At 61.7% G+C, this 24,536-nt stretch carries 27 protein-coding genes; 18 read left to right on the top strand and 9 right to left on the bottom strand.

Translation table 11 applies throughout. From position 1 onward, the window contains the following. Window positions 1-93: 93 nt before the first annotated feature. Both NKJ81_RS03695 and bmt read left to right on the top strand, forming a co-directional pair. Complete coding sequence (locus NKJ81_RS03695; protein WP_352539665.1) at window positions 94-936, top strand: helix-turn-helix domain-containing protein; 843 nt, start codon at window positions 94-96, stop codon at window positions 934-936. Between the two features lie 88 nt (window positions 937-1,024). After that, window positions 1,025-2,041 carry a betaine--homocysteine S-methyltransferase gene (gene bmt, locus NKJ81_RS03690; protein WP_352454606.1) on the top strand — a complete coding sequence of 339 codons (1,017 nt, stop codon included), beginning with the start codon at window positions 1,025-1,027 and terminating at the stop codon, window positions 2,039-2,041. Between the two features lie 149 nt (window positions 2,042-2,190). Here the strand turns inward: bmt and NKJ81_RS03685 are convergent, their stop codons facing one another. The 5 genes from NKJ81_RS03685 to NKJ81_RS03665 all read right to left on the bottom strand — a co-directional run bounded on the left by NKJ81_RS03685 (window position 2,191) and on the right by NKJ81_RS03665 (window position 8,152). Further along, window positions 2,191-4,308 carry a vWA domain-containing protein gene (locus NKJ81_RS03685; RefSeq protein WP_352539664.1) on the bottom strand — a complete coding sequence of 706 codons (2,118 nt, stop codon included), beginning with the start codon at window positions 4,306-4,308 and terminating at the stop codon, window positions 2,191-2,193. A 2-nt stretch (window positions 4,309-4,310) separates the two neighbouring features. After that, window positions 4,311-4,871 carry an RNA polymerase sigma factor gene (locus NKJ81_RS03680; RefSeq protein ID WP_352539663.1) on the bottom strand — a complete coding sequence of 187 codons (561 nt, stop codon included), beginning with the start codon at window positions 4,869-4,871 and terminating at the stop codon, window positions 4,311-4,313. Between the two features lie 68 nt (window positions 4,872-4,939). Beyond that, the gene (locus NKJ81_RS03675) at window positions 4,940-5,695 is read right to left on the bottom strand and encodes a dienelactone hydrolase family protein (protein WP_352539662.1); all 756 of its coding nucleotides are present in this window, start codon (window positions 5,693-5,695) and stop codon (window positions 4,940-4,942) included. 104 nt (window positions 5,696-5,799) lie between these two features. Next, window positions 5,800-6,429: a hypothetical protein gene (locus NKJ81_RS03670; protein ID WP_352539661.1), complete on the bottom strand. Its 630-nt coding sequence runs from the start codon at window positions 6,427-6,429 to the stop codon at window positions 5,800-5,802. 148 nt (window positions 6,430-6,577) lie between these two features. Continuing rightward, on the bottom strand, window positions 6,578-8,152 hold the full coding sequence (locus NKJ81_RS03665; protein WP_292654762.1) for a trimethylamine methyltransferase family protein: 1,575 nt from the start codon (window positions 8,150-8,152) through the stop codon (window positions 6,578-6,580). A gap of 308 nt (window positions 8,153-8,460) precedes the next feature. Between NKJ81_RS03665 and NKJ81_RS03660 the strand changes: the two genes are divergently transcribed. Next, on the top strand, window positions 8,461-9,159 hold the full coding sequence (locus tag NKJ81_RS03660) for a cobalamin B12-binding domain-containing protein (protein WP_023676506.1): 699 nt from the start codon (window positions 8,461-8,463) through the stop codon (window positions 9,157-9,159). An 81-nt stretch (window positions 9,160-9,240) separates the two neighbouring features. On the opposite strand, the gene NKJ81_RS03655 is transcribed toward NKJ81_RS03660, so the two are convergent. Further along, complete coding sequence (locus NKJ81_RS03655; protein WP_023676507.1) at window positions 9,241-9,381, bottom strand: entericidin A/B family lipoprotein; 141 nt, start codon at window positions 9,379-9,381, stop codon at window positions 9,241-9,243. Window positions 9,382-9,445: 64 nt separating this feature from the next. On the opposite strand from NKJ81_RS03655, the gene NKJ81_RS03650 reads away from it, so the two are divergent. Beyond that, the gene (locus NKJ81_RS03650; RefSeq protein ID WP_352539660.1) at window positions 9,446-10,075 is read left to right on the top strand and encodes a DUF1638 domain-containing protein; all 630 of its coding nucleotides are present in this window, start codon (window positions 9,446-9,448) and stop codon (window positions 10,073-10,075) included. Between the two features lie 58 nt (window positions 10,076-10,133). On the opposite strand, the gene NKJ81_RS03645 is transcribed toward NKJ81_RS03650, so the two are convergent. Continuing rightward, window positions 10,134-10,649 carry a hypothetical protein gene (locus NKJ81_RS03645; protein ID WP_352539659.1) on the bottom strand — a complete coding sequence of 172 codons (516 nt, stop codon included), beginning with the start codon at window positions 10,647-10,649 and terminating at the stop codon, window positions 10,134-10,136. Continuing rightward, window positions 10,650-11,606, bottom strand: a complete 957-nt coding sequence (locus tag NKJ81_RS03640; RefSeq protein WP_352539658.1) for an NAD-dependent epimerase/dehydratase family protein — start codon at window positions 11,604-11,606, stop codon at window positions 10,650-10,652. It abuts the gene before it with no gap. A gap of 121 nt (window positions 11,607-11,727) precedes the next feature. Here NKJ81_RS03640 and NKJ81_RS03635 point away from each other — a divergent pair, with 121 nt between their 5' ends. From NKJ81_RS03635 to NKJ81_RS03590, 10 genes are all read left to right on the top strand, one after another. Continuing rightward, the gene (locus NKJ81_RS03635; RefSeq protein WP_352470292.1) at window positions 11,728-12,303 is read left to right on the top strand and encodes a DUF4893 domain-containing protein; all 576 of its coding nucleotides are present in this window, start codon (window positions 11,728-11,730) and stop codon (window positions 12,301-12,303) included. A 78-nt stretch (window positions 12,304-12,381) separates the two neighbouring features. Beyond that, on the top strand, window positions 12,382-13,164 hold the full coding sequence (locus NKJ81_RS03630; RefSeq protein WP_352539657.1) for a formyl transferase: 783 nt from the start codon (window positions 12,382-12,384) through the stop codon (window positions 13,162-13,164). A 43-nt stretch (window positions 13,165-13,207) separates the two neighbouring features. Then, a complete protein-coding gene (locus NKJ81_RS03625; RefSeq protein WP_352539656.1) occupies window positions 13,208-14,119 on the top strand; it encodes a fatty acid desaturase in 912 nt (303 codons plus the stop codon). A 235-nt stretch (window positions 14,120-14,354) separates the two neighbouring features. Next, a complete protein-coding gene (locus NKJ81_RS03620) occupies window positions 14,355-14,657 on the top strand; it encodes a virulence factor (RefSeq protein ID WP_352539655.1) in 303 nt (100 codons plus the stop codon). Beyond that, window positions 14,650-15,273 (top strand): methylenetetrahydrofolate reductase C-terminal domain-containing protein, encoded by a 624-nt coding sequence (locus NKJ81_RS03615; RefSeq protein ID WP_352454616.1) that lies wholly within the window; start codon window positions 14,650-14,652, stop codon window positions 15,271-15,273. The genes NKJ81_RS03620 and NKJ81_RS03615 overlap by 8 nt, the downstream gene beginning before the upstream one ends. Beyond that, entirely contained in the window at window positions 15,270-16,361 is a 1,092-nt protein-coding gene (locus NKJ81_RS03610) for a methylenetetrahydrofolate reductase (RefSeq protein ID WP_023676515.1), read from the top strand. Before NKJ81_RS03615 ends, NKJ81_RS03610 begins: the two co-directional genes overlap by 4 nt. 80 nt (window positions 16,362-16,441) lie before the next feature. Next, on the top strand, window positions 16,442-17,416 hold the full coding sequence (locus tag NKJ81_RS03605) for a methyltetrahydrofolate cobalamin methyltransferase (protein WP_023676516.1): 975 nt from the start codon (window positions 16,442-16,444) through the stop codon (window positions 17,414-17,416). A gap of 113 nt (window positions 17,417-17,529) precedes the next feature. Next, a complete protein-coding gene (locus NKJ81_RS03600) occupies window positions 17,530-19,599 on the top strand; it encodes an ASKHA domain-containing protein (protein WP_023676517.1) in 2,070 nt (689 codons plus the stop codon). Window positions 19,600-19,784: 185 nt separating this feature from the next. Then, complete coding sequence (locus NKJ81_RS03595; protein ID WP_352470285.1) at window positions 19,785-19,967, top strand: hypothetical protein; 183 nt, start codon at window positions 19,785-19,787, stop codon at window positions 19,965-19,967. Between the two features lie 268 nt (window positions 19,968-20,235). Next, window positions 20,236-21,219, top strand: coding sequence for an alpha/beta hydrolase (locus NKJ81_RS03590; protein WP_352539654.1), 984 nt, complete (start codon window positions 20,236-20,238; stop codon window positions 21,217-21,219). Window positions 21,220-21,224: 5 nt separating this feature from the next. Here the strand turns inward: NKJ81_RS03590 and NKJ81_RS03585 are convergent, their stop codons facing one another. Continuing rightward, window positions 21,225-22,124, bottom strand: coding sequence for a LysR substrate-binding domain-containing protein (locus NKJ81_RS03585; RefSeq protein ID WP_023676521.1), 900 nt, complete (start codon window positions 22,122-22,124; stop codon window positions 21,225-21,227). A 229-nt stretch (window positions 22,125-22,353) separates the two neighbouring features. Between NKJ81_RS03585 and NKJ81_RS03580 the strand changes: the two genes are divergently transcribed. The 4 genes from NKJ81_RS03580 (at window position 22,354) to NKJ81_RS03565 (ending at window position 24,529) form a co-directional block, all read left to right on the top strand. After that, complete coding sequence (locus tag NKJ81_RS03580) at window positions 22,354-22,539, top strand: hypothetical protein (protein WP_352452109.1); 186 nt, start codon at window positions 22,354-22,356, stop codon at window positions 22,537-22,539. A gap of 335 nt (window positions 22,540-22,874) precedes the next feature. Next, window positions 22,875-23,009: a hypothetical protein gene (locus tag NKJ81_RS03575; RefSeq protein WP_013894968.1), complete on the top strand. Its 135-nt coding sequence runs from the start codon at window positions 22,875-22,877 to the stop codon at window positions 23,007-23,009. Window positions 23,010-23,359: 350 nt separating this feature from the next. Next, the gene (locus NKJ81_RS03570; RefSeq protein WP_352501106.1) at window positions 23,360-24,298 is read left to right on the top strand and encodes a GlxA family transcriptional regulator; all 939 of its coding nucleotides are present in this window, start codon (window positions 23,360-23,362) and stop codon (window positions 24,296-24,298) included. A gap of 57 nt (window positions 24,299-24,355) precedes the next feature. Further along, window positions 24,356-24,529: a type II toxin -antitoxin system TacA 1-like antitoxin gene (locus tag NKJ81_RS03565; protein ID WP_352470283.1), complete on the top strand. Its 174-nt coding sequence runs from the start codon at window positions 24,356-24,358 to the stop codon at window positions 24,527-24,529. Window positions 24,530-24,536 lie beyond the last annotated feature (7 nt).

Below are 24,536 nucleotides of genomic sequence, written 5' to 3'. Positions count from 1 at the left end.
TATTGTAAACAGCCAACAGGATTCATTTGCGCCTGAAGCCCGCGTTCGCGGCTTTAAGCGCAAATTTTTCCTCCTATTGAATGGGGTAGCGATTTGGACAAGCGCGACCTGTCGACGATCTTTCGCGAGCGCCTGAAAATGCTCTTGACAAGGTCCGATTTGAACCAATCAGCCTTCGCCGCCGCGGTTGGCATTGACCGTTCGGCACTGTCGCAGCTGCTCTCCGGCGCCTCGACCCGCCTTCCCCGTGCTGAAACGCTGCTCAACATCGCCGCCGAATTCAAAGTCTCGCTCGACTGGCTGCTCGGCCTCAGTCACGATGAGGGCGTCACCGGTGAAATCCGCGAGAGCCTTGAGATCGAGGAGGCGCCGGACGGCTTCGACCGCACGCTGCTGGCTCGCTGGCATGCCGAGGCGGCGGGAACGAAAATCCGCTATGTGCCGGCCGGCATTCCCGATCTTCTGCGCACCGAGGCGCTTGTCGACTACGAAGCTGTCATCGCCAACAAGAGCCGCGAGGCACAGGCCGGCGAGACGCAGTACCGCATCGACTACAACCGACGGCCCGAAACCGACATGGAAGTCTGTATGCCGCGCCACACGCTGGAGATCTTCGCGCGCGGGCTGGGCGTGTGGGACCGCTTTCCGGAGGCCGACCGCCACCAGCAGCTCCTGCACATGGCGACGCTGCTCGACGACCTCTATCCCACCTTCCGCCTGTTTCTCTATGACGGGCGGATGCGCTATTCGATCCCCTACACCATCTTCGGGCCCTATCGCGCCGCCATTTACGTCGGCGACATGTATCTGGTGCTGAACGCCACGCAGCCGATCCGCATCCTGACCAGCCATTTCGACAATCTGATCCGTGCCGCGGACGTCAACGCGCATGAAGCGGCCAGCTTCACACGAAAGCTGGCGGAGATGCGATTTTGACCGGTTGCTCTACGTGCCGACATTGACGGCACATAAAGAATTCTTTATATCCTTATCTCAGTTATTCTTCCGGGAAGGCGTATTTCACATGACCAATCCGATCGACGCTCTGCTTGCCGAAAAGGGCGTCCTGCTCGCCGATGGCGCCACCGGCACGAATCTGTTCGCCATGGGCCTTGAGGCCGGAGAGGCTCCCGAGCTCTTGAACGAGACCGCGCCCGACACCATCACCAGCCTGCACCAGAACTTTGTCGATGCCGGCGCCGACATCATCCTGACCAACTCTTTTGGCGGCACCCGCCATCGGCTCAAGCTGCACCACGCGCAGGACCGGGTCTATGCGCTGAACAAGCGCGCGGCCGAGATCGCAAGCGCCGTCGCCGGCAACGCCGGCCGCAAGGTGATCGTGGCCGGCTCCGTCGGCCCGACCGGCGAGCTGCTGGTGCCGCTCGGCGCCATGACCTATGACGAGGCGGTCGAAGCCTTTGCCGAGCAGATTGAGGGGCTGAAGGCCGGCGGCGCCGAAGTCGCCTGGATCGAAACCATGTCGGCGCCTGACGAAATCCGCGCCGCCGCCGAAGCCGCCATCCGCGTCGGCCTGCCCTATACCTATACCGGCTCCTTCGACACCGCCGGCCGCACCATGATGGGACTGCTGCCGAAGGACATCCACGGCGTCGTCGATGGCCTGTCGCAGACACCGCTCGGTGTCGGCGCCAATTGCGGTGTCGGCGCCTCCGACATTCTCGCGTCGCTGCTCGACATGACCGAGGCGAAGCCGGAAGCAACGGTGATCGTCAAGGGCAATTGCGGCATTCCCGAATTTCGCGGTGCCGAGATCTACTATTCCGGCACACCCGAGCTGATGGCCGACTATGTGCGCCTCGCCGTCGATGCCGGCGCCAAAATCGTCGGCGGCTGCTGCGGCACCTCGTTCCAGCACCTCGCCGCAATGCGCAAGGCGCTCGATGCGCACACCAAGTCGGATCGCCCGACCGTCGAGCAGATCGTCGAACGCATCGGCCCGATGCGCAACAAGCAGGCTACGGTCAATGTCGCCGAGACCAGCGAAGCCCGCCGCGAGCGGCGCCGCGGACGCGCCTGACGCTTTCGTCTGCGACATGGTCCGCGCGAAGCAGTGCGGCCGCGAAAAAAGGCCGGCAAGGTTTCCCTCGCCGGCCTGCCTCACCCGCCCGTAGGCCGGCTCCCCCTATCAGAACGATCCCATCTGAAAGAAACCGGCCGTCATTGCCACTACCGGTTACCGCCGAGCGCCGAGGCAAGGCGCACGAGCGAGAGGAACTCGGACCTGTACCCAAATGGGTCGGCTCCCCTGGCAGCGGTGGCAATCTCCATGATCTTGTCGTAGCCGAACTTCGCGGTCGCATCCTCGTCGCGCAGCTTCTGGCCGAACGCAGCAACGGCAACGGAGAAACGCTGGTCGGTGCTGGCCTGGTCGAACGACGCCACCTCGTTGGCTGACGTTACCGGCGTGGTGATCAGCTTCGAGGTGTCCTCGTTCGGCAGTTTGTAGCGGATCTTGACGAAAGCATATTCGTCGGCATTGGCGACACCGCCATTGTTCACCGAGGCCTGGCCGTAGCGCAGCTGGTCGATCTGTTCGCCGCCGCTGCCCTTAGGCGTGATCTCGTAGATTGCGGTGACTGAATGACCTGAGCCGATCTCGCCGGCATCGACCCGGTCATTGTTGAAATCCTCTCGATTCAAGGCGCGGGTTTCGTAGCCAATCAGCCGGTACTCCGAGACCTTGTTCGGGTTGAACTCGACCTGGATCTTCACGTCCTTGGCGATGGTGAACAGCGTCGAGGAGGCATCCTCGACCAGCACCTTCTCGGCCTCCGCCAACGTATCGATGTAGGCAGCAGTGCCATTGCCGTTCTGGGCGATGGTCTGCATCATCTGGTCGTTCAGATTGTCGCGGCCGAAGCCGAACACCGACAGGAATACGCCTGTCTTGCGCTCCTTTTCGATCAGCCGCTTCAGGTCGTCGTCGTCGGTCTGGCCGACATTGAAGTCGCCATCGGTGGCGAGCATCACCCGATTGATGCCGTCCTTGACGAAGGATTTCTGCGCCAGCCTGTAGGCTTCCTTGATGCCGGCCTCGCCTGCCGTCGAGCCGCCGGATGTCAGATTGTCGATGGCAGCGAGGATCTTGTCCTTTTCCGAAGCCTTGGTGGGCTCCAGCACGGTACCGGCATCGCCCGCATAGGTGACGATCGAGACGGTGTCGTCAAGTCTCAGCTTGTTGACCAGCAGTCGGAAGGCCGACTGCAGGAGCGGAAGCTTGTCCTGCTCGTTCATCGACCCCGACACATCGATCAGGAAGACCAGATTGGCCCTGGGCTGCTCGGCCGGCTTCACGTCGAAACCCTTGATGGCGACATGCATCAGCCTGGTGTGCTCGTTCCACGGCGACGGCATGACGCTGACGGTCGAGTTGAACGGCGTCGAGGCGGAGTCCGGGCCTTTCCAGTCATAGGGGAAGTAGTTAACCATCTCCTCGACGCGAACCGTGTCGGCCTGCGGGATAAAGCCTTCCTTCAGCGAGCGCCGGACGAAGGAATAGGAAGCGGTGTCGACATCGATCGAGAAGGTCGAGACCGGGTCTTCAAGTGCGGCATGCACCGGGTTGGTCTTGAAATTCTCGACGCGGTCGCGGTTTTCCTCTTGCGGCAGCATCTGGTCGGCCGGCGCAGCGGCGGGCTGCTGTGCCATCAGCTTGGGCTCGGCAACCGTGCCAGGCATGCGGCCGACCCGCGCGCCGCCATCGGCTGAAGGGGCCGCGGAGCTTGCGTCGCCGTTCAACGCAAGCTCGCTGCTCGGCTGCGGTTCGGGTGCATTGCGGCTGAGCACATCCTGCTGCGTCAGCCCGCCGACTGCGGTCGATTCCGCCTTCGGCGGCGATGTCGGCGCCACAAGCGCCTCGCCGGCGTTACGGCTTTCACTGTCGGCGTCCGCCTTCTTCTGCTTGTCCGCTTCGGCAACGACCGGCGGTTTGACGGTCGTCGGCTTGTCAGCCAGCGTTTCGGTGATCTTATCCCCGCCGAATTCGGGCCCGTCGAATTTGGATTCCCCCAGCATATAAATGGTAGCGTATCCGGCGATCGGCAGGGCAACGAGCCCGGCAATGGCCGGCGTGGCGAAGAGTTTCTTTTGCATGATTTCGCTCCAGAGCCTTTGTGCTCGCTCTGTGAGACGAAGCCCGCTCACCGATCCTTGGGCGCCCGGCAAAGTTTTTTCTTCCATGTCATAGGCGCGCAGCGCGGCCTGGAGGGCACGCGCCTTTGCGTCCGCGTCCGGCGCCGGTGCTGCGATGTCGCGCAGTCTGTTCAGTTCGTTGTCGTCGACCATGGTCACACTTCCCCGGCTGAACGCATCAGCGTCTTCAGCCGTTTCTTCGCTTCATGGATGTGCCAGGAAACCGTTGTCTCCGAGATCGCCATCGCCTCGGCGGCGGCGGCGTGGCTCAGCCCTTCGCCATAAACCAGCAGCACCGCATCGCGCTGCTTGTCCGGCAGCTTGCGCACCGCTGCCCAGAGCGGCTCGGCCGGGTCTTCCGGCTCAGACGAGATTTCCCCCGAAATCAGCGCATAGGCGCCATAGGCCTCGGTCTTGACCGTCTCGCGGGCGGTCTTGCGCATCATGTCGCGCGCCGCATTCAGCGTCATGATGTAGAGCCACGTCGTGAAGGCACCGCTGCCGTGATAGTCGCGGATCGCCCGCCCGAGCCGGACGCAGACTTCCTGGGCGATGTCCTCGGCGTCGGCCTTTTTCCCGCACCAACGATAGGCGGCGCGATAGACGAAACCATAGTGCCTTTCGAGCAACTTGCCGAAAGCACCCCGGTCTCCGCCCTTCGCCCGTCCGATCAGTTCGGCGTCGGAGGCTTCGCTTTCGTCCAGCATCATCGCCATCATTTGCCTGTTGGACGAAGGCTAATGGCGGTTCCTTGGGGCGATGGAAAGAATTTTTTGGCGGGCGGTCACGTCGTAATGGTTGGCGTGACTTGGCCGAGCGTCTCCGCAAACAGCGTCGTCAGCCGCTTCCAGTGGCGTTCGGCGCCGGCTGCATCGAAGGCACTATGGTCCGGCATGCACCAGCCATGCGCCATGCCGGCATAGTTCTCTATGACATGATCGACCTTGGCGGCGCGCAGTGTTTCGGCGAGCCGCGCCGATTGCTCCGGCGGAAAGCTGCGGTCGACACCGGCAGTGCCGATATAGACCCTTGCCTTGAGTGAGGCGGCCTTCCGGTGCGGACTGTCGGCGGCGTCACCGGCCAGATTGCCACCGTGGAAACTGGCAGCAGCGGCGATGCGGTCGGAATAGGTGGCCGCCGCGTTCAGCGCCCGCGCTCCGCCCATGCAGTAGCCGACAATGCCGACCGGCCCGGTCAGGCCTTGGGCAGCGAGCGCATCGAGGAACGCGCCGCTGTCGCGGATCGTCATCTCCTGGGTCGTGCCGCCGACGAGACCTGTGATTGCGGCCTTGCTCCTCTCGTCACTGAACGCAGTCTTGGCTTCGAAAGGGCCGTAGGGCGCGTTGCGGTAAAAAAGGTCCGGCACCAGCACCGCATAGCCTTCGTCGGTAAGCCTTTCCGCCATCTGGTCGAGCGCCGGTCGCGGGCCAAAAGCGTCCATGTAGAGGATGATCGCTGCCTTGGCTGGGGCTGCCGAGCGGAACAGCCCGGCTTTGGCCACGCCGTCACTCGTCTTGATCTGGATCGCTTGCTTGGCCATCGCCCGCTCCGTTGACATGTCGTGCGATAGATATCCGCGCTGACCGTCGCCGCAAGCTGTAATGAGGCGATCTGCTTCAAGATTTCGTGCGGCATTCGGCGACGCTACAGACGCGCGAATGCTGCCATGTGAAAGGCCTGAACCTCGGCCGGATAGCGATAATCGGTACCGTAAGGACAGGCGTTGCGATCAAGGCAGCCGCCGGTCCGGCAGGGCGCGCCGTTTTGCCCGCGCACATGGGCCAGACAGGTTTCATGTGCAAAACCATTCGCAGAATAAGCCTCGACCGGACAGGATTTCAGGCAAGGTTTTTCCAAACATGTATCGCAAAGGTGAACCACCTCGTGGGGTTGTTGGAGCGCAATCTCATTTTCGAACAGCAGCGCGCCGCGATAGGCGTGCCAGAGCCCGTATTGCGGATGCATGAGGATGCCGAGCGGCGACGGCCGCAAGCCCTCCGCCCGCACCGCCCATTGCTGGAACGGCAGATACGGTCTGTCGGACGGTGACACGGCGCGCGCCCCGAATTTTCCGGCCACCGCGCCGATCACTTCGCGAGACCATCTGTCGAGCGGATCGTCGATCGGCTGTGACTGTTTCTCCAACCAGCGCAGGAAGTGCGGCCAAGGTGCGGCACCCGCCTGCCCCACCAGCAGAACGGATCTGGCGGCAGCGCCGGAGAGACCGGAGGGTTTTTCTTCAGCACCTGCAAAATTGAAGCCGCCGCGAAGCATAAGGCCATGGACGGAAAGTGCCGCCGCGATTGTTTGAGTCATGCCGCGCTCGGGATCATCCCTTCTTGTCCGGGTCGGAGAAGGCGCTCCGCCAGACTTCCTTGTGGATGATGTTGGCGACTTTAGCCCCGCCTGATTCGGGCTCCTTTCAGGTGAAGGCGTCGGCCATCGACGCCTTCTTCCTGGCGATGAAGTCCTTCAGCCCGTCGTCGATGCCCGGGTCGAGATACGGCGCCTCGTAGCTCTCCAGCCAGCGGCGGGCGAGCTCGTTGGCGCGCTGCGGCGCGGTTTTTTCGCCTTCGGCCAGCCATTGCTCGTAGGAATTGTTATCGGCGATGTTGGAGCGGTAGAACGCGGTCTGGAAATTGGCCTGGGTGTGATCGCAGCCGAGATAGTGGCTGCCTGGGCCGACCTGGCGGATGGCGTCCATCGCCTGGCCGTTTTCCGACAGGTCGACACCCTCAGAGAACTTCTGCGTCATGCCGAGCTGGTCGATATCCATCATGAACTTTTCGTAGCAGGAGGCGAGACCGCCCTCGAGCCAGCCGGCCGAATGCAGCACGAAGTTGGTGCCGGCGAGGATCGTCGAGTTCAGCGTGTTGGCGCTCTCGTAGGCGGCCTGCGCATCGGGGATTTTTGAAGCACAGAGCGAACCGCCGGTGCGAAACGGCAGGCCGAGCCGACGGGCAAGCTGTGCGGCGCCATACGAGACCAGCGACGGCTCCGGCGTGCCGAAGGTCGGCGCGCCCGACTGCATCGAGATCGACGAGGCGAAGGTGCCGAACAGCACCGGCGCACCCGGCCGGATCAGCTGGGTGAACGACGCTCCCGCCAGAACCTCGGCTAAAACCTGGGTCAGCGTGCCGGCGACCGTCACCGGGCTCATCGCACCGGCAAGGATGAACGGCGTGACGATACAGGCCTGATTGTGGCGCGAATAGACCTTCAGCGCTCCCAGCATGGTCTCGTCGAAGACCATCGGCGAGTTGGCGTTGATCAGGCTGGTCAGCACCGTGTTGTTCTCGACGAAATCGTCACCGAACACGATCTTGGCCATCGCCACCGTATCTTCCGCGCGCTCGGGCGCGGTCACCGAGCCCATGAACGGCTTGTCCGAATATTTGATATGGCTGTAGACCATGTCGAGATGCCGTTTGTTGACCGGCACGTCGACCGGCTCGCAAACCGTGCCGCCCGAATGGTGGATCGACGGCGCCATATAGGCGAGTTTCACGAAATTCCGGAAATCCTCGATCGTCGCATAGCGCCTGACGCCGTCGAGATCGCGCACGAAGGGCGGTCCATAGACCGGCGCGAACACTGTCGCGTTGCCGCCGATCTGCACCGAGCGCTCGCCGTTGCGGGCGTGCTGGGTATAGACGGACGGAGCGGTCTTCAACAGCGAGCGGCAGAGGCCCTTGGGGAAATGCACCCGCTCGCCCTTGACGTCGGCGCCCGCCTCTTTCCAAAGCTGCAGCGCCTCGGCGTCGTCGCGGAAGATGATGCCGATCTCCTCCAGCACCGTATCGGTGTTCTTTTCGATCAGCGCCAGCCCTTCCTCGTCCAGCACTTCATAGACGTTGATCTTGCGCTTGATATAGGTGAGCTGTGTGCCGGGGCCGCCGCCCGAACGCGCGGCCCGTCGGGCTGCGGCGCCACCGCTGGCAGCGCGCCCGCGCCGTGCGTTTGACGCTTCCTGATCGACCGGCGCGTTCTCACTCATAATCGTTCTTCCCTGGCTTTCGTTCTGGCCTGATTTACTCCGGCCGGGCTGTTGTACCGGCCTGAAATCCGTTTGCGGCCGCATATTGCGGTCTCTGGCCGGATCGTAGCCATGCACCCTATTCGAAACGGCCCGCCAGCGCCAACGCCTGTCGCAAAATCGACAAGAATTCCAAGAGATTTACGGTCGCTTTCGTTTTGCGGGAAGTCGCAAATCAGCTATGGACAACCGGCCCGTGCGGGTTAGGTATTGACGCGATATTTTTAAGCTGCCGCGATAGTTGTAGCCGGCAAGGAGCCTGAGAAAAAATGGCCGACGACGAGATCATCCTTTCGGAACTCTCCGACGACGAGTTGGTGCAGCAGATGCACGACGATCTTTATGACGGGTTGAAGGAAGAAATCGAGGAAGGCACCAATATCCTTCTCGAGCGCGGCTGGGCGCCTTACAAGGTGTTGACCGAGGCTCTGGTCGAGGGCATGCGTATCGTCGGCGAGGATTTCCGCGACGGCATCCTGTTCGTTCCCGAAGTGCTGCTGTCGGCCAACGCGATGAAGGCCGGCATGTTCATCCTGCGTCCGCTGCTTGTCGCCACAGGCGCGCCGAAGCAGGGCAAGATGGTGATCGGCACCGTCAAGGGCGACATCCACGACATCGGCAAGAACCTGGTCGGCATGATGATGGAAGGCGCCGGCTTCGATGTCATCGACCTCGGCATCAACAATGCGGTCGAAAAATATCTCGATGCCATCGAAAAGCACCAGCCCGACATCATCGGCATGTCGGCCCTGCTGACGACGACCATGCCTTACATGAAGGTCGTCATCGATACGATGAAGGAAAAAGGCATTCGCGACGACTATGTCGTACTGGTCGGCGGCGCACCGCTCAACGAGGAATTCGGCAAAGCCGTCGGCGCCGACGCCTATTGCCGCGACGCCGCGGTGGCAGTCGAGACCGCCAAGGACTTCATGAAGCGCAAGCACAACGTCCGCGCTTCGGCCTGAGCCAATAAGTCCGGCACGAACAAGAAAAGCCGCGCCTTGCAGTGCGGCTTTTTTATTCCCAAATGTTGAGAGCCGTGCGGATCAGGGTTTCTTGACGGTATCGTCAACTGCCTTCGCAGTGGATTTGATATCCTTACCGACGCCGCGCACCGTGTTGGCGCAGGCCGAAACAGCCAAGGCGCAGGCGAGAATAGCGATTGGCGCGACGCGGAACAATTTCATGAATGGTGTCTCCCTCAGCATATAAATTCGCTGGACAGCAACGAAGATCGATTAGACTGGTTCCATGACTACCGCGCGAAAACAACAATCCGATCAAGGCGACAGGCTGCTCGTCATCGCCTGCGGGATGATCGCGCGCGAAGTTTTGGCGGTCAAGGAGCAGCTCGGGCTCGACCATCTCGACCTGACCTGCCTGCCGGCGGAGTTCCATTTCTATCCGGACCGCATCGCGCCGGCCATGGACAAGGCTATCGAGAAGGCCAAGACCGACGGCTACAGACACATCTTCGTCGGCTATGCCGATTGCGGCACGGGTGGCCTGCTCGATCGGATCTGCGAGAAGCATGGCGTCGAGCGCATGGCCGGGCCGCATTGCTTTGCTTTCTACCAGGGCATGGATGCCTATGCGAAGGTCGCCGATGACGACATGATGTCGTTCTACATGACCGACTTCCTCTGCCGGCAATTCGATGCCTTCTTCATGAAGCCGCTCGGCCTCGACAAGCACCCGGAGCTGATCAAGGACTATTTCGGCAACTACGAGAAGCTGATCTATATCGCTCAGACCAACGACCCGGAACTCGACAAGGTCGCCGAAAAGGCGGCGAAAATGCTCGGCCTCGCCTATGAGCGCCGCTCGACCGGCTATGGTGACCTGACGAAGGAACTGGCCAGCGCCTCAGCACATTCGTAAAAGAAATAGCGTCCTCTAAGCGTTTGCCGGAGGCTGCCGTTCATTTTCGCCCACCGATTCACCGATCCGATATGACATCGATAATGCGCCCGGTTTCAAGGCGGATCGGTCCCCGCGCGGTTGGATCTTTAAGCAATATTTCGGCAAGCATTGCATCGACATTGTCAAAATTACTTTGCAGAATTGACGGATCACTTAGCTCCCAATACGCCCCTTCATCGACGACATTGAGACTGGAGAACAAGCGAGTAATTTCGCGAAGAAAGCTGATGATCTCGATATGAGCGCCTGCACCTGAAAACTGAGTTTTACAGTGTTGTTGAACGAAGAGGTGCTTGTCGAACTCAAGCCGCAGCGGTTCCGAATTGGGATGCGGTTGAAGCTCTATTCCAAACACAGGGCCAATATAGTCCACGTTTCGTTCATCAATGACTCGATTGAGCGTCTTCTCGCGCTCATCGATCTCGCGCACCGGCCAGTCTCGCGCAATGGCGAACGCCTTGGCTTCGTGCAGCAAAGCAGCATATTGCTCGTGACCCCGTAACTGTCCTTCAAAGTAGATTGTTACTCCCAACTACCTCTCCCAGTGACGCGCATTCCTGACGAATACCCGCGCTCTTATTCCGCCACAAGCCGGGCGAGCACATCGGCAAAGCTCGTCTTGCAGATGAAACCCAGCCGCTTCCTGCGCCCGCGACGCGTCATAGACCCGGTCGATCGACGAAAACATCGTCCAGCCTTTCTTCGCGTAGAGCGCCGGATAATCCGGAAAATAGCGCGCCACGACCGACGGCGCGTCGGCGATCAAGGCCGCGCAATCTTCGGGCTGGAAAGGCGTCGGTGCCGAGATGATGAAAGTGTCGAAGCCCAATTGCGGCGCTTTCTCCAGGGCAGCGATGTGGGCGTCGGCTGCGTCCTCCACCGTCAGCCGGCGGAACAACAGCTCATTGGCCTTGGTGTTGGCATCCGACTGTTCGATCACGTGCGCCATGTCGTCCGCCTCGGGAAAAAACCGGGCGGTGCGCAACACGATCACCGGCAGGCCGAACTGCAAATGATAGAGCCGGCAGAGCTGTTCGGCTGAAAGCTTGGTGACGCCGTAGATGTTGCGCGGTTCAGGCGACATGTCTTCCGTCAGCCATGCCGCCTTGCGCGTCCCGCCGGTGAAGCCGGCGCGAATGGTTTGGGAAATCATCAGCGACGTCGTCGACGTGAACACGAAACGCTGAACGCCGAATGCTGCCGCCGCGTCGAGCAGGTTGAGCGTGCCGCGCACATTCGTCTCGACGAAATCCTCGTTGCGATAACGTTCGATGTCAGGCTTGTGCAGCGCGCCGCTATGGATGATGGCCTCGACGCGGTTCCCCTCGACCGCCCTCATGACCAGGTCGCGATCGGCCACTGAGCCGACGATCGGCGTTTCCGAAGACGGAACGGGATCGAGGCCGGTGACGTCATGGCCAAGAGCCCGCAGGCGCGGCGCCAAGGCGCTGCCCAGCCAACCGGACGATCCCGTCAGCAAGATCCGCATTCTTTCCACCTCGTTTCTGCTGTCGATGCTCAGGCACGGATGACAGAACGCGGCGAAACATTAAGGTATGCGCCAGACAAGAAAACAGCCTGCTCCAGCCATCAAAAAGGAAACGCCACCGATGATCGCTCGCCTCATGTTTGCCGCAGCAACTGTCCTCTGCTTGACCATGCCCGCGTTCGCCGATGGCGAGGTGCAGACGCTGATAACGGCTGCCGACAAGGCGCGGCTCAACAAATATGGCGAGACGCGCAAGGCAGCGCTTGACGAGGCGAAGGCCGGCGATCCCGCCGAGGTCAAGCAGCTCGACGCTTTGCTGGCAAAGCCGCTGGTTCCCTTCTCTGACAGGGACCTGACCGGCAAATGGCAATGCCGCACCATCAAGGCCGGCGGATTGAGCCCGCTCGTCATCTATGGCTGGTTCAAATGCGAGGTGAGCGACGACGGTTCTGGCTGGAGACTGGAAAAGATCACCGGCTCGCAACGCACCAAGGGCCGCTTCTTCGACGATGGCGAGAAACGCGCGATCTATCTCGGTTCCTTCCACGTCAACGACGATCCGGCAAAGCCCTACGGCAGCGGCCCGGAAAGCGATCAGGTCGGCTATGCCTTCCGCAACAGCGCCAGTGAATGGCGCATCGAGTTCCCGGCGCCCTATTACGAATCGAAGCTCGATATCCTCGAATTCAAGCGCTGAGCCCGATCACCAGGGGTTAACCCGGTCAGCCTAGCATTCGCGCGCAAAGAACAGGTTCTTTGCGGGGAGTCGCAGAGCATGGCACTGTCGAAAACAAACCAACGGCCGATCGTCGTCGTCACCGAAGGCGGCCCGCATATCTGGGCGATCGTCAACGCCCTCGCCGATCAACTCGGCCCGGTCAGCGTCATCCTCGAAGCTCCTGAATCCAAAAAGCAATTGCTCCTCGCGCGGGCGCGGCGGCAAGGCTGGACCTCGGCCATCGGTCAACTCGGCACGATGGTGCTGACGCGCCTCGGCAAGCGCTTCTTCGCCGGCCACGCAGCACGGCTTGCCGCCGGGCAGAAGCTGCAAACCGAACCGAAGCCTAGGCAAAAGATCATTTATGTCTCGTCGGCCAACGCGCCGGAGTGCCTGCAGGCGATTGCGGAAATCCAGCCGGGTGTGGTGCTGCTCGCCGGCTGCCGCTTGCTGTCGCGGCAGACGCTGGCGAAAATCCCTTGCCCGGTCCTCAACTACCATGCCGGCATCGCCCCGAAATATCGTGGCATGAACGGCGGTTACTGGGCGCTGGCTTCAGGCGATGCGGAGAACTTCGGCACCACCGTGCATCTGGTCGACGCCGGCGTCGACACTGGCGGCGTGCTGCGGCAGACGCGTGGCAAACCGCAGCCCGGCGACACAGTTTCGAGCTACGCGTTGCGGCAGGCGGCCTTCTCGCGCGACATCTGCGTCGAAGCGGTCAGGGATGCGCTGGCCGGCAAGCTCGGCACGGTGGATCCCGGCCTACCTTCGACACAATGGTATCATCCGACGATATGGTTTTATCTCTGGACGGGGATAAGGAACGGCGTCTGGTGACGCGCCGATTTACCGGACAGCCACCCGCCACTAACATTGCATCATGAGCGACATCGACCACCGCACCATCATTGCCGGCCTTTCGGTCGAGGACCGTCGCGACCTCACCGCCAGGGTTGACCGGCCAGGCATTGTCCGGCTGGCGGTCCATGCCGGGCTGGTTATCCTGCTAGGCGCGCTGATCGCCGCTCGCATCCCGTTCTGGCCCGCGCTCGTCTTGCCGCAGGGAATCCTGATCGTCTTCTTCTTCACGCCGTTGCACGAGACCATCCATGAAACTGCGTTCAGAACGGCGCGGCTCAATCGCACCATCGCCGCCGTGGCCGGCTTCCTTATCCTGCTGCCGCCGGCATGGTTCCGCTATTTCCATTTCGCCCATCACCGCCATACGCACGACCCGGACAACGACCCCGAACTGATGGCCCCGAAGCCGGAGACCATCAGCCAATATCTGCGCTATCTGTCAGGCGGCCCCTATTGGATCGCCATGGGCCGTGTGATCGCAACCAATGCGGCGGGCCGCAACCGCGACGGCTTTGTGCCGGAAAAGGGCCGCGGCAAGGTGGTTGCCGAAGCACGGCTGTTCCTGATCGGCTATGCGGCATTGCTGGCCGCATCGCTCGCCGCGCAGTCGGCGCTGCTGTTGTGGGTCTGGATCGTGCCGGTGCTGGTCGGACAGCCGTTTTTGCGTGCCTACCTGCTGGCCGAGCACGCGTTGTGCCCGCATGTCGCCAACATGCTCGAGAACACCCGCACCACCTTCACCACAAGGCTGGTGCGCTTCGTGGCTTGGAACATGCCGTACCATTCCGAGCACCATTCCTATCCGGCCGTTCCCTTCCACCGCCTGCCGCGCTTCCATGACATCGTCGCGGAGCATTTACGCACGACCGAACGAGGTTACGTGCGCTTCCACAGGAAGCTGGTCGGCAGCTACGATGGCCGCGCCGGCTGACCTGCGCTGGAACAGACATCGCTTTCGTCGGCGCTCGTCGATTGCGTCGCTTTTGAAGGCGCCCGCGTCGTCCCATAACAAGCAGCCCAACAGCGCTTCCGGCAATGCTCGAAACCACTGCATTGGCCAAAAGATCGGAATCGATCTTCGGAGAGCACGATGCAGCGGAGTTAAATGGTAGAGCATCGTTTGTGCGTCCGATTGGACGCACGGCGCTCTGCAGGAGCAGGAAATTATGGCCGATCTGATCGTTGTCTACTGGCGCGACATCCCCGCCCAGGTCATCGTCAAAAAGGGCCGGCAGAACGCCAAGCGCGAACTGCCGCTGCGCTTCACCGAGGCGATCGACATGTGCGCCATGCGCACCGGCGCCGGCGGTACCGACGACTATCTTGCCGAATGGCGCAAGGCAGAACCCATTCCGGTCAGTGACGATCTTGAAGCCGAGGCCGAGAAGGCTCTTCAGGAACTTGATGCGAAATACGACCGTGAGCGGCTGGTCGCTCTGGTCAAGGCGGGGGGCAAAGAGAATGTCTGATCCCCAATCAATGCCGGCGACGACGGCTCAAGCCGGCGTGACCCAGGCGACCATCGTCAAGAAGGCGGCGCCGAAATCCGACTACAAGCCGGCCGACGTGTCGCCGCAGCGGCGTGTGCAGCGCTCTTTCGCGGTGCGGCTTTGGTCTGTGCGGCATTCGCGGCTGCTCGAATGGTTCTACGGCAAATTCGCCGACATGTTCCTGCTCCTCCATCCGCTGTGGAAGGGCATCGGCTACAGCCGTGTCGAAGGGCCTGTGAAATTCGTCGAAAAGCGCGTCAAGGGATTCATGTTCGACTGCCGCATGTGCGGCCAGTGCATCCTTTCCTCGACCGGCATGTCGTGCCCAATGAACTGCCCCAAGCAATTGCGCAACGGCCCTTGCGGCGGTGTCCGCGCCAACGGCAATTGCGAGGTCGAGCCTGACATGCCTTGCGTCTGGGTCAAAGCCTGGGAAGGCTCGCGGAACATGGTGCATGGCGACAAGATTTTGGAAGTGCAGAAGCCGGTGGATCAGTCCTTGCGCGAAACTTCCGCCTGGCTGCGGGTCACCGCGCAGGCCGCGGCCGCCCGCAATGCGGCCCGGAATACTACGAAGACCGGAGCATCGGCATGATCGGCCGTCAGCCAGACGAGAATCCGGCCGGCATCCATTTGCCGCTCGATCCCCTGCCCGGCCACACCTCGCGTGGCCGGCTGGAACGCGTCCTCAGGCGCGGCGAGTTCGCAGTGACGACCGAGCTCAATCCGCCCGACAGCGCCGATCCGGAAGACGTCTACAACCGCGCCAGGATTTTCGACGGCTGGGTCGACGCCATCAATGCCGTCGACGCTTCCGGCGCCAACTGCCACATGTCGTCGGTCGGCATCTGCGCGCTGCTGACCCGCATGGGCTATGCCCCGATCATGCAGATCGCCTGCCGCGACCGGAACCGCATCGCCATCCAGGGCGACGTGCTTGGGGGTGCTGCGATGGGCGTCGCCAACATGCTGTGCCTGACCGGCGACGGCGTGCAAGCCGGCGACCAGCCCGGCGCCAAGCCGGTGTTCGATCTCGACTGCATGTCGCTGCTCGAAACCTGCCGCGTTATGCGCGATAACGGCAAATTCCTGTCCGGCCGCAAACTCACGACCCCGCCGCAGCTTTTCCTTGGCGCGGCGATCAACCCGTTTGCGCCGCCGATCGATTTCCGGCCCTATCGGCTGGGCAAGAAGATCGCCGCCGGGGCACAGTTCGTGCAGAGCCAGTACTGCTTCGACGTACCGATGTTCCGCACCTACATGCAGAAGGTCCGCGATCTCGGCTATACCGAGAAATGTTTCATCCTGTGCGGCGTCGGGCCGCTGGCCTCGGCCAAGACGGCCAAATGGATCCGCTCCAACGTACCTGGCATTCACATTCCCGATCAGATCGTCAAGCGCCTGGAAGGCGCTCAGGATCAGAAGAAGGAAGGCAAGCAGCTCTGCATCGACATCATCAATGAGGTGAAGGAAATTCCCGGTGTGTCCGGCGTCCATGTGATGGCCTATCGCCAGGAAGAATACGTCGCTGAGATCGTCGACGAATCTGGCGTGCTGAAGGGTCGCCGGCCGTGGAAACGCGAAATCCGCCGCGACGACCAGCTCGTTGCCGACCGGCTCGACCACATACTGCATGACGACCTCACCGAAACCCAGGTCGACATGGTCAAGACCGCGCATTGACAGCGCGAATCGTCAGCATTCGCTTGATCAGAAACAGATAACGATATAAAGAACTCTTTATATCACGATGGAGAGATTTCATGACCCGCACCATCGTCGCCTCGGCGACACGAGAAATCATCATCGGCTTCGATCAGCCCTTCTGCGTGATCGGCGAGCGCATCAATCCGACCGGCCGCAAAAAGCTGGCCGCCGAAATGATCGCCGGCAATTTTGAGACCGTCATCAAGGATGCGCTGGAACAGGCCGCCTGTGGGGCGACCATGCTCGACGTCAATGCCGGCGTCACTGCAGTCGATCCCAACGCCACCGAGCCGGCGCTGCTGGTGCAGACGCTGGAGATCGTGCAAGGCCTGGTCGACCTGCCGTTGTCGATCGACTCCTCCGTGACTGCGGCAATCGAAGCGGCGCTGAAGGTCGCCAAAGGCCGGCCGCTGGTCAATTCCGTCACCGGCGAGGAGGAAAAGCTCGAAGCCATCCTGCCGTTGATCAAGAAATACAACGTTCCTGTCGTCGCCATTTCCAACGACGAGACCGGTATTTCGATGGATCCCGATGTGCGCTTCGCCGTCGCCAAGAAGATCGTTCAGCGCTGTGCCGACTTCGGCATTCCGGCGCATGATGTGGTCGTCGACCCGCTGGTCATGCCGATCGGCGCGCTGGGCGATGCCGGCCGCCAGGTATTTGCCCTGCTACGCCGGCTGCGCGAGGAGCTCAAGGTCAACACCACCTGCGGCCTCTCCAACATCTCGTTCGGCCTGCCGCACCGTCATGGCATCAACGCCGCCTTCATCCCGATGGTGATCGGCGCCGGCATGACATCGGCGATCATGAACCCGGTGCGGCCGCAGGAAATGGAAGCGGTGCGTGGCGCCAACGTGCTGAACGGCACCGACGAGAACTGCACCAACTGGATCAGGACCTACAAGGACTACAAGCCTGCTGAAGGCGGCCAGGCCGTTGCCGCCCGGACGCAGGTCAACGCGCCGGGCGATGGCAATGGCAATGGCGGACGCAGGCGCGGCGGCCGCGAAGCGCGTATGGCCCGGGGTTGAGCCAGGTCTTGGCCGACACGATATGGGGCCCAGGACTGGGGAGGAACCGAGACATAGCGGCATCGCTGCCGTAGCCAAGACCCGAGCTGCGTAGAAAGTAAAGTCTGGAACGTATGAACTCTCCCGTCAACATCACCGATCCGCTCGTGCTGTTCATGCCGTCGGGCAAGCGCGGGCGGTTTCCCGTCGGCACGCCGGTTCTGGACGCCGCGCGCCAACTCGGTGTCTATGTCGAGAGCGTGTGCGGCGGGCGTGCCACTTGCGGGCGTTGCCAGATCGAGGTGCAGGAAGGCAATTTCGCCAAGCACAAGATCGTTTCCTCCAACGATCACCTCTCGCCCAAGGGCGCTAAGGAAGAGCGCTACGAGCGCGTACGCGGCCTGCCCGAGCGCCGCCGGCTGTCCTGCTCGGCGCAGATTCTCGGCGATCTCGTCGTCGACGTGCCGCAGGACACCGTCATCAACGCGCAGACCATTCGCAAGGACGCCGACACCAGGGTCATCGCCCGCGATGCGGCAATCCGCATGTGCTATGTCGAGATCGAAGAACCCGACATGCACAAGCCGCTCGGCGACCTCGACCGTCTGAAGATCGCGCTGATGAAGGACTGGGGCCTCAAGAGCCTCGATTTCGATTTCCATCTGTTGCCGCAGGTGCAAGGCATTTTGCGCAAAGGCAACTGGACCGCGACCGCCGCCATCCACAAGGACACCGACAGCGAGACCGCACGGGTCATCGCTTTGTGGCCCGGCCTCAAGAACGAGGCGTACGGACTTGCCTGCGATATCGGCTCGACCACGATCGCCATGCATCTGGTGTCGTTGCTGTCGGGCCGCGTGGCCGCCTCGTCGGGCACATCCAATCCGCAGATCCGCTTCGGCGAGGATCTGATGAGCCGTGTCTCGTACGTGATGATGAACCCGGACGGCCGCGAAGGCATGACGGTCGCCGTGCGCGAGGCCATTTCGGGGCTTGTGGACAAGGTCTGCACCGAAGGCAACGTCCAACGCAACGACATCCTGGATTCCGTGTTCGTCGGCAATCCGATCATGCACCATCTGTTCCTCGGCATCGATCCGACCGAGCTCGGCGGCGCCCCCTTCGCGCTAGCCGTCTCCGGCGCCGTGCACATCAAGGCATCGGATATCGGTTTGAAGCTCAACCAGGGCGCCAGGCTCTATATGCTTCCTTGCATTGCCGGCCATGTCGGCGCGGACGCTGCCGCAGTGACGCTGTCGGAAGGGCCGCACCGCCAGGACGAGATGATGCTGATCGTCGATGTCGGCACCAATGCCGAGATCGTGCTCGGCAATCGCCAGCGGGTCGTGGCGGCCTCATCGCCAACTGGCCCGGCCTTCGAAGGTGCGGAAATCTCCGGTGGCCAGCGCGCCGCACCGGGTGCCATCGAGCGCGTCCGCATCGATCCTGAAACGCTGGAACCGAAATACCGCGTCATAGGCTCGGAACTCTGGTCCGACGAGCCGGGCTTCCTCGACAGTGTGCAGGCGACCGGCGTCACCGGTATTTGCGGCTCCGGCATCATCGAGGTGGTCGCCGAGATGTATCTCGCCGGCATCATCTCCGAGGACGGCGTCGTCGATGGATCGCTGAGCGGCCACTCGCCCCGCGTCGTCGCCAATGGCCGCACCTTCTCCTATGTGCTGAAGGAAGGCGAGCCCAAGATCACCATCACCCAGACTGATGTGCGCGCTATCCAGCTTGCCAAGGCCGCCCTTTATGCCGGCACCAAGCTTTTGATGGAAAAACAGCACACCGATCATGTCGACCGCATCCACTTCGCCGGCGCATTCGGCTCGTTCATCGACCCGAAATACGCAATGGTGCTGGGCCTGATTCCGGATTGCGACCTCGACAAGGTCTCGGCCGTTGGCAATGCGGCCGGCGCCGGCGCCCGCATGGCGCTGTTGAACCGTGGCTATCGCCGCGAGATCGAGGAAACCGTTAGCAAGATCGAGAAGATCGAGACGGCGCTGGAGCCGAAATTCCAGGAACATTTCGTTTATGCCATGGCGCTCCCGAACAAGATCGACCCGTTTCCCAAGCTGTCGGCGGCGGTGAAACTGCCGCCGCGCAAGACGGTGAGCGAAGACGGCATTGCCGGCGACGCTGCCCCGCGGCGGCGTTCGCGCGAAGGCCATGCCGCGCGGCGCGGGCGGGGATGACTCGCCTCCGCCAGGCTGTCAGACCTTCCATTTTCATTTGTATGCAAATGTTTCCAGATCGCGCCGATCTGGAAACGAAATCGCGTTTTCGTGAAATCCGCCAGATACATAGGCGGAGCATTAACCGGCATCGAACGGCAGGCGGAAACAGTTTTCGGCCACCGCAACGCTCCAAGGAGATCAAGATGTCGATGTTCGAAAGCTTCGGCCGCTATGGTGCGGCCTTCAAGAAAACACGCGAAGCGCGCAAGTCGCTGCGCATCCTCAACAGCTTGCCGCCTGAGATCCAAAAGGACATTGGCTGGCCGGTGTCGCCGCGTTCGAGCGAAAGGCAGCTTTCGGTCGGATGGGGCACGCAGCGCGGATGAAATTCATCGACAAATGCAAGCTGCTCGGTATTCGCCGGAGCCGCAATGCGGCTCCGGCTGCACCCAACAATTGGCTGCGCGCCGCGTTGCTGCCGCGGCGTTGAGCTGCACCGGTAGGCCAGAGACTTCATGGCCGGACGCTTTGTCGACAGCTGGGATCAAACGACCGTGTTGAGATTGCATCAATCTTGACTTTTTTGGTGGCGACACAATCTTCGAAATAGTCGGGGGTTCTCTTAGTCGGCTCAGCCGAAGTCCGTGTATCTGCATGCCCAGTCTCAAAAGCCACGTCGTGTCGTTCGTCCTCAGGTACAGCCGCAAGAAGGCGTTTTCCAGCCCCGAGAACCTGCAGCGCTGGATCGCCTATGCGCGCAGGACGGAAAACCATCAGCCGCCTGCGTCGCTGTGGTCACGCCTGGAGATCACAACCCGCACGATCAACGGCTTTCCCGTCTACGAGATCGCTCCCCAGGCTGGTGAGCGGAGGCGGATTCTCTACCTGCACGGCGGCGCTTACGTCTTTGAAATCACACCCTATCATTGGCGGCTGATCGCCGACATGGCCGACCGCCTCGGGTTCGGTATCACCGTGCCGATCTATCCCATTGCTCCCGAACACGATTTTCACGCCATGTTCGGCATGGTCGGCGCCGTCTACCGCCAGATGTTCGGCGAAACCAGGGCGAATGATATCATCTTCATGGGCGATTCCGCCGGCGGAAACATGGCCGTCGTGCTGACCATGATGGCTGCGCAAGACGGCCTGCCCTTGCCATCACGCCACGTGCTGATTTCGCCCGGTCTCGACGTGTCGCTCGCCAACCCAGAAATGTATGAGGCCGAACGCAACGATCCGTGGCTGGGCATTGCCGGCGGCCGCGAGGCGATCCGGCTTTACAGCGCCGGCATCGATCCCACCGACTGGCGCATCAGCCCGGTTTACGGCGACCTGTCGGTGCTGCCCAAAACGCTGCTGCTGACCGGTTCACGCGATCTGCTCACCCCCGACAATCTGATTTTCGCGGAAAAGGCACGCGCGGCCGGCGTCGAAATTGAGGTCGTCCACGAGCAAGGCATGTTCCATGTCTGGCCGTTGATCGACATGCCGGAGGCGCGTCGCGCGCGGGACAGCATAGTGGCCTTCTTGACCAACGAAACTGACAGTTATCATGCCAAGGCAGGAGAGTTGTCGCTGCAAAGGGCAGACCGCGACGGAACGCCTCGCGATCTGGTTGCGCCGCTCAGGTCGTAGTTGGCTCAGAACTTCCCAGTTTCCCTGAACATCTCAAACGTCGCGCGGATATGGTCGGCGACTGCCTTCACTGGAGCGCTGGCGTCCGGCGTCACCACCATGGCCAGATTGTAGGTGCCGATGTCAGGCATGCCGTCCTTCGGGCACAGCTCGACCATATCGCTGCCGAGGAACGATTTCGGCAGCGGCGCGACTGCAAGATCCGCCATGATCGCGGCGCGCTGGCCGGCCGTGTGTGCGCTCATATAGGCGATACGGTAGTTGCGGCCCTCGCGGCCAAGCGCCTCCAATGCCCCTGCCCGCCAGGCACAGCCCTCTTCCCACAATGAGACCGGCAGCGGCTCGCGCAGATGCGCGCAACCGCCCTTGGCACCGGCCCAGACGATCGGCTCGGTGAGCAGCACTTCGGCGCCGATCGCGCTGGTCTTGTAGGAGTTGGTGAGCAGCGTGATGTCGAGCGCCCGGTCGTCCATGCGCCGGCGCAGATTGACGCTCTGGTCGATGGTGACGTCGACCGCGATCGATGGATGCGATTGTGCGAACCGCTTCAGCACATGCGGCAGCACACGTTCGCCGTAATCGTCCGGCGAGCCGAGCCGCACCACGCCGACAATGTCTGGAATGATGAACTTCGACACCACCTCGCGATTGATCGACAGCAGCCGGCGCGCATAGCCAAGCAGCATCTCGCCATCGGTGGTCAGCGTCACCGAACGGGCGTCGCGCGCGAACACCGAGCGGCCGAGAATGTCCTCCAGCTTCTTGATCTGCATCGAGACGGCCGACGGCGTGCGGAAGACCGCATTGGCCGCAGTGGTGAAGCTGCCGGTCTCGGCGATTGCGACGAAAGTGCGCAGAACATCCAGATCGAGCAGCGGCAGCGGATGATTGAGTGGGGCGTTCATGGTAAGCGGCCTTCAATTTTTCTGATGCAAACCATCATTCCATTTCGTTTGATTGAACATCAGTTTGGGAGGATAGTCAACTCCATCGAAGGCAGGACGCATCGAAGTGGTCCCGAAACAACCATGACACGGACCTGCAATCGACACGAAATGAAGCTGAAACAAACCCGGTGTACCGCCTGACGCTGCAAGCGCCGGGACAACCTGGCCCAACGCGAAGGAGAATGAGATGTCTATCCTGTCATCCATCGGTCGGATCGCGACCGAGTTCAGCGAGGCCCGTGCCCGCTACCAGACGGAACGCGCCATCCGCGCGCTGCCGATTGAACTGCAGAAGGATATCGGCTGGCCCGAAGCTGCCGATGCCAAGGCCGGCACTCGCCATGGTGTGGGATCCTGGGCTGGAGCAAAGTAAACCGTGTGTATCAACAGCTGAAGGCCTGCCGCGCAGATCAGCCCGGCAGGCCTTTTTGTTTGTACTCCAATGATTTTCCCGAGCCATGTCGCCGTCGCATGCCGCATATGAGCAAGTCGCATAGCAGCCCGCACTGGCAATCAACACATTGTAAATAATCGAAAATCCTGGGCAGAATGCCCAAATTTGTCGCATTCCGTGTCGCTTTTCATATCAAGTGCTTCGCTTTTGCGATTTAGTTTCCCCTCACGTAAGCCTATATCATCATCAACAAACGAGCTGCCCCACTCCATCAAGCGAAGGCGACCCGTCTGAGCAACCGAATGGAGATGATCATGAAGCTTTTTGCCCGCCTCTTTGCCCGTCGCGAAATGAACCTGACGACCGCGCTCGAGCGCCAGCGCCTGGCCAACACCATGCCTGGCCAGACCGGTGCCATGGCTGCCGCGCGCCTCGGCTTCGTCGCCTGAGACGCGGCAATCCCGGCGGAAGCAGCCTTGCGCTGCTTCGAAGGCGATCCAGCGCCGCTTCGGTTTTGCCGAGGCGGCGTTTTCGTGTGCGCAGACTGCGTAGGCTCGTTTGGTCGATCGGGCGGCATGTCGCGTCCTTCGCCGCATAGCGATTGCCCATTTGCGACCCGTGTCGCAAATAAAGTTGCTCCGTTGCCATCTAGCCAATTGACAGGAAACGTCTTTCCTGATGTCGCTATGCTAATCGCGACATCCTGTTCGCGCCATTGCAGCGTGAGTATCTACCCGTGAACGTCGTAAAGCACCCGATCCGGCGATCGTTCGTATTCTTCCTGGTCCCCGATTTCACCATGATCGCCTTCGCGACGGCGCTCGATCCGTTGCGTTCGGCCAACCGCATGCTCGGCTATGAAGCCTATCGCTGGCGGCTCGCCAGCATCGACGGCAAGCCGGTGCGCGCCTCGAACGGCGTCGAATGCGCCGTCAACACCTCGCTGGAGGAAGAGCGCAAGAAAATGTCCGGACCGGACCGGCCGAACATGGCCATCGTCTGCAGCGGCATCAATGTCGAGCGCTACCAGAACAAATCGGCCTTTGCCTGGTTGCGCGAGGAGTACAATCGCGGCGTTGCCGTCGGCGGCCTGTGCACTGGCGCGCATATCCTGGCCGCCGCAGGCCTGCTGTCCAACAAGCGCTGCGCCATCCATTGGGAGAACCTGCCGGGCTTTTCCGAGGCGTTCCCCAAGGCCAATGTCTTCGCCGACCTCTTCGAGATCGACCAGAACATCTACACCTGCGCCGGCGGCACCGCCGCGCTCGATATGATGCTGAAGCTGATCGGCGACGATTTCGATGAAAGCCTCGTCAACCGCGTCTGCGAGCAGGTGCTGACTGATCGCGTGCGCAGCCCGACCGACCGCCAGCGCCTGCCGCTGCGCGCTCGCCTTGGCGTGCAGAATTCCAAGGTTCTGGCGATTATCGAGCTGATGGAAGCCAATCTCTCCGAGCCGCTCTCGCTGATCGAGGTCGCTGATCATGTCGACCTGTCGCGCCGGCAGATTGAGCGCCTGTTCCGCACCGAGATGGGGCGCTCCCCTGCCCGTTACTATCTGGAGATCCGCCTCGACCGCGCCCGGCACCTGCTGATCCAGTCGTCGTTGCCGGTGGTCGAAGTGGCGGTCGCCTGCGGCTTTGTTTCCGCCTCGCATTTCTCCAAATGCTATCGCGAGTTGTACGCCCGCTCGCCGCAACAGGAACGCGTCGACCGCAAGCAGCTTCTGGCGGCTTGATCTGGCAAATCAGCAGAGGACCGGCGAAGTGTGATATTCCGCATCGAGAGATGTCGCATGACCACGAGTTCGAGCCTATCCGAAAAACCGGCCGACCCGCACAGCTTCCGCCTCGATGCAGAAAAATGGGCCGCGTTCATGGCGGCAATGGACGCCCCTACGCGCGACCTTCCACGCCTAAAGCGCCTGTTGAGCGAACCGAGCATCTTTTCCGGTCGCGGTCGAGTGTAGGTTGCGG

Origin of the sequence: Mesorhizobium sp. M0018 (genome assembly GCF_040323955.1) — a bacterium.
GTDB lineage: Bacteria > Pseudomonadota > Alphaproteobacteria > Rhizobiales > Rhizobiaceae > Mesorhizobium.
This window is presented reverse-complemented; position numbering and strand designations above follow the sequence as displayed.

Excerpts from the sequence above, each read along its gene's own strand:
- NKJ81_RS03625 (WP_352539656.1), top strand. The coding sequence starts at position 13,208 with ATGAGCGACATCGACCACCGCACCATCATTGCCGGCCTTTCGGTCGAG.
- NKJ81_RS03610 (WP_023676515.1), top strand. The coding sequence starts at position 15,270 with ATGATCGGCCGTCAGCCAGACGAGAATCCGGCCGGCATCCATTTGCCG.
- NKJ81_RS03580 (WP_352452109.1), top strand. The coding sequence starts at position 22,354 with ATGTCTATCCTGTCATCCATCGGTCGGATCGCGACCGAGTTCAGCGAG.
- NKJ81_RS03595 (WP_352470285.1), top strand. The coding sequence starts at position 19,785 with ATGTCGATGTTCGAAAGCTTCGGCCGCTATGGTGCGGCCTTCAAGAAA.
- NKJ81_RS03680 (WP_352539663.1), bottom strand. The coding sequence starts at position 4,871 with ATGGCGATGATGCTGGACGAAAGCGAAGCCTCCGACGCCGAACTGATC.
- NKJ81_RS03640 (WP_352539658.1), bottom strand. The coding sequence starts at position 11,606 with ATGCGGATCTTGCTGACGGGATCGTCCGGTTGGCTGGGCAGCGCCTTG.
- NKJ81_RS03615 (WP_352454616.1), top strand. The coding sequence starts at position 14,650 with ATGTCTGATCCCCAATCAATGCCGGCGACGACGGCTCAAGCCGGCGTG.
- NKJ81_RS03630 (WP_352539657.1), top strand. The coding sequence starts at position 12,382 with ATGGCACTGTCGAAAACAAACCAACGGCCGATCGTCGTCGTCACCGAA.
- NKJ81_RS03670 (WP_352539661.1), bottom strand. The coding sequence starts at position 6,429 with ATGCTTCGCGGCGGCTTCAATTTTGCAGGTGCTGAAGAAAAACCCTCC.
- NKJ81_RS03685 (WP_352539664.1), bottom strand. The coding sequence starts at position 4,308 with ATGGTCGACGACAACGAACTGAACAGACTGCGCGACATCGCAGCACCG.
- NKJ81_RS03565 (WP_352470283.1), top strand. The coding sequence starts at position 24,356 with ATGACCACGAGTTCGAGCCTATCCGAAAAACCGGCCGACCCGCACAGC.
- NKJ81_RS03575 (WP_013894968.1), top strand. The coding sequence starts at position 22,875 with ATGAAGCTTTTTGCCCGCCTCTTTGCCCGTCGCGAAATGAACCTGACG.
- NKJ81_RS03585 (WP_023676521.1), bottom strand. The coding sequence starts at position 22,124 with ATGAACGCCCCACTCAATCATCCGCTGCCGCTGCTCGATCTGGATGTT.
- NKJ81_RS03650 (WP_352539660.1), top strand. The coding sequence starts at position 9,446 with ATGACTACCGCGCGAAAACAACAATCCGATCAAGGCGACAGGCTGCTC.
- NKJ81_RS03660 (WP_023676506.1), top strand. The coding sequence starts at position 8,461 with ATGGCCGACGACGAGATCATCCTTTCGGAACTCTCCGACGACGAGTTG.
- NKJ81_RS03620 (WP_352539655.1), top strand. The coding sequence starts at position 14,355 with ATGGCCGATCTGATCGTTGTCTACTGGCGCGACATCCCCGCCCAGGTC.
- NKJ81_RS03605 (WP_023676516.1), top strand. The coding sequence starts at position 16,442 with ATGACCCGCACCATCGTCGCCTCGGCGACACGAGAAATCATCATCGGC.
- NKJ81_RS03655 (WP_023676507.1), bottom strand. The coding sequence starts at position 9,381 with ATGAAATTGTTCCGCGTCGCGCCAATCGCTATTCTCGCCTGCGCCTTG.
- NKJ81_RS03590 (WP_352539654.1), top strand. The coding sequence starts at position 20,236 with ATGCCCAGTCTCAAAAGCCACGTCGTGTCGTTCGTCCTCAGGTACAGC.
- bmt (WP_352454606.1), top strand. The coding sequence starts at position 1,025 with ATGACCAATCCGATCGACGCTCTGCTTGCCGAAAAGGGCGTCCTGCTC.
- NKJ81_RS03675 (WP_352539662.1), bottom strand. The coding sequence starts at position 5,695 with ATGGCCAAGCAAGCGATCCAGATCAAGACGAGTGACGGCGTGGCCAAA.
- NKJ81_RS03665 (WP_292654762.1), bottom strand. The coding sequence starts at position 8,152 with ATGAGTGAGAACGCGCCGGTCGATCAGGAAGCGTCAAACGCACGGCGC.
- NKJ81_RS03600 (WP_023676517.1), top strand. The coding sequence starts at position 17,530 with ATGAACTCTCCCGTCAACATCACCGATCCGCTCGTGCTGTTCATGCCG.
- NKJ81_RS03570 (WP_352501106.1), top strand. The coding sequence starts at position 23,360 with ATGATCGCCTTCGCGACGGCGCTCGATCCGTTGCGTTCGGCCAACCGC.
- NKJ81_RS03635 (WP_352470292.1), top strand. The coding sequence starts at position 11,728 with ATGATCGCTCGCCTCATGTTTGCCGCAGCAACTGTCCTCTGCTTGACC.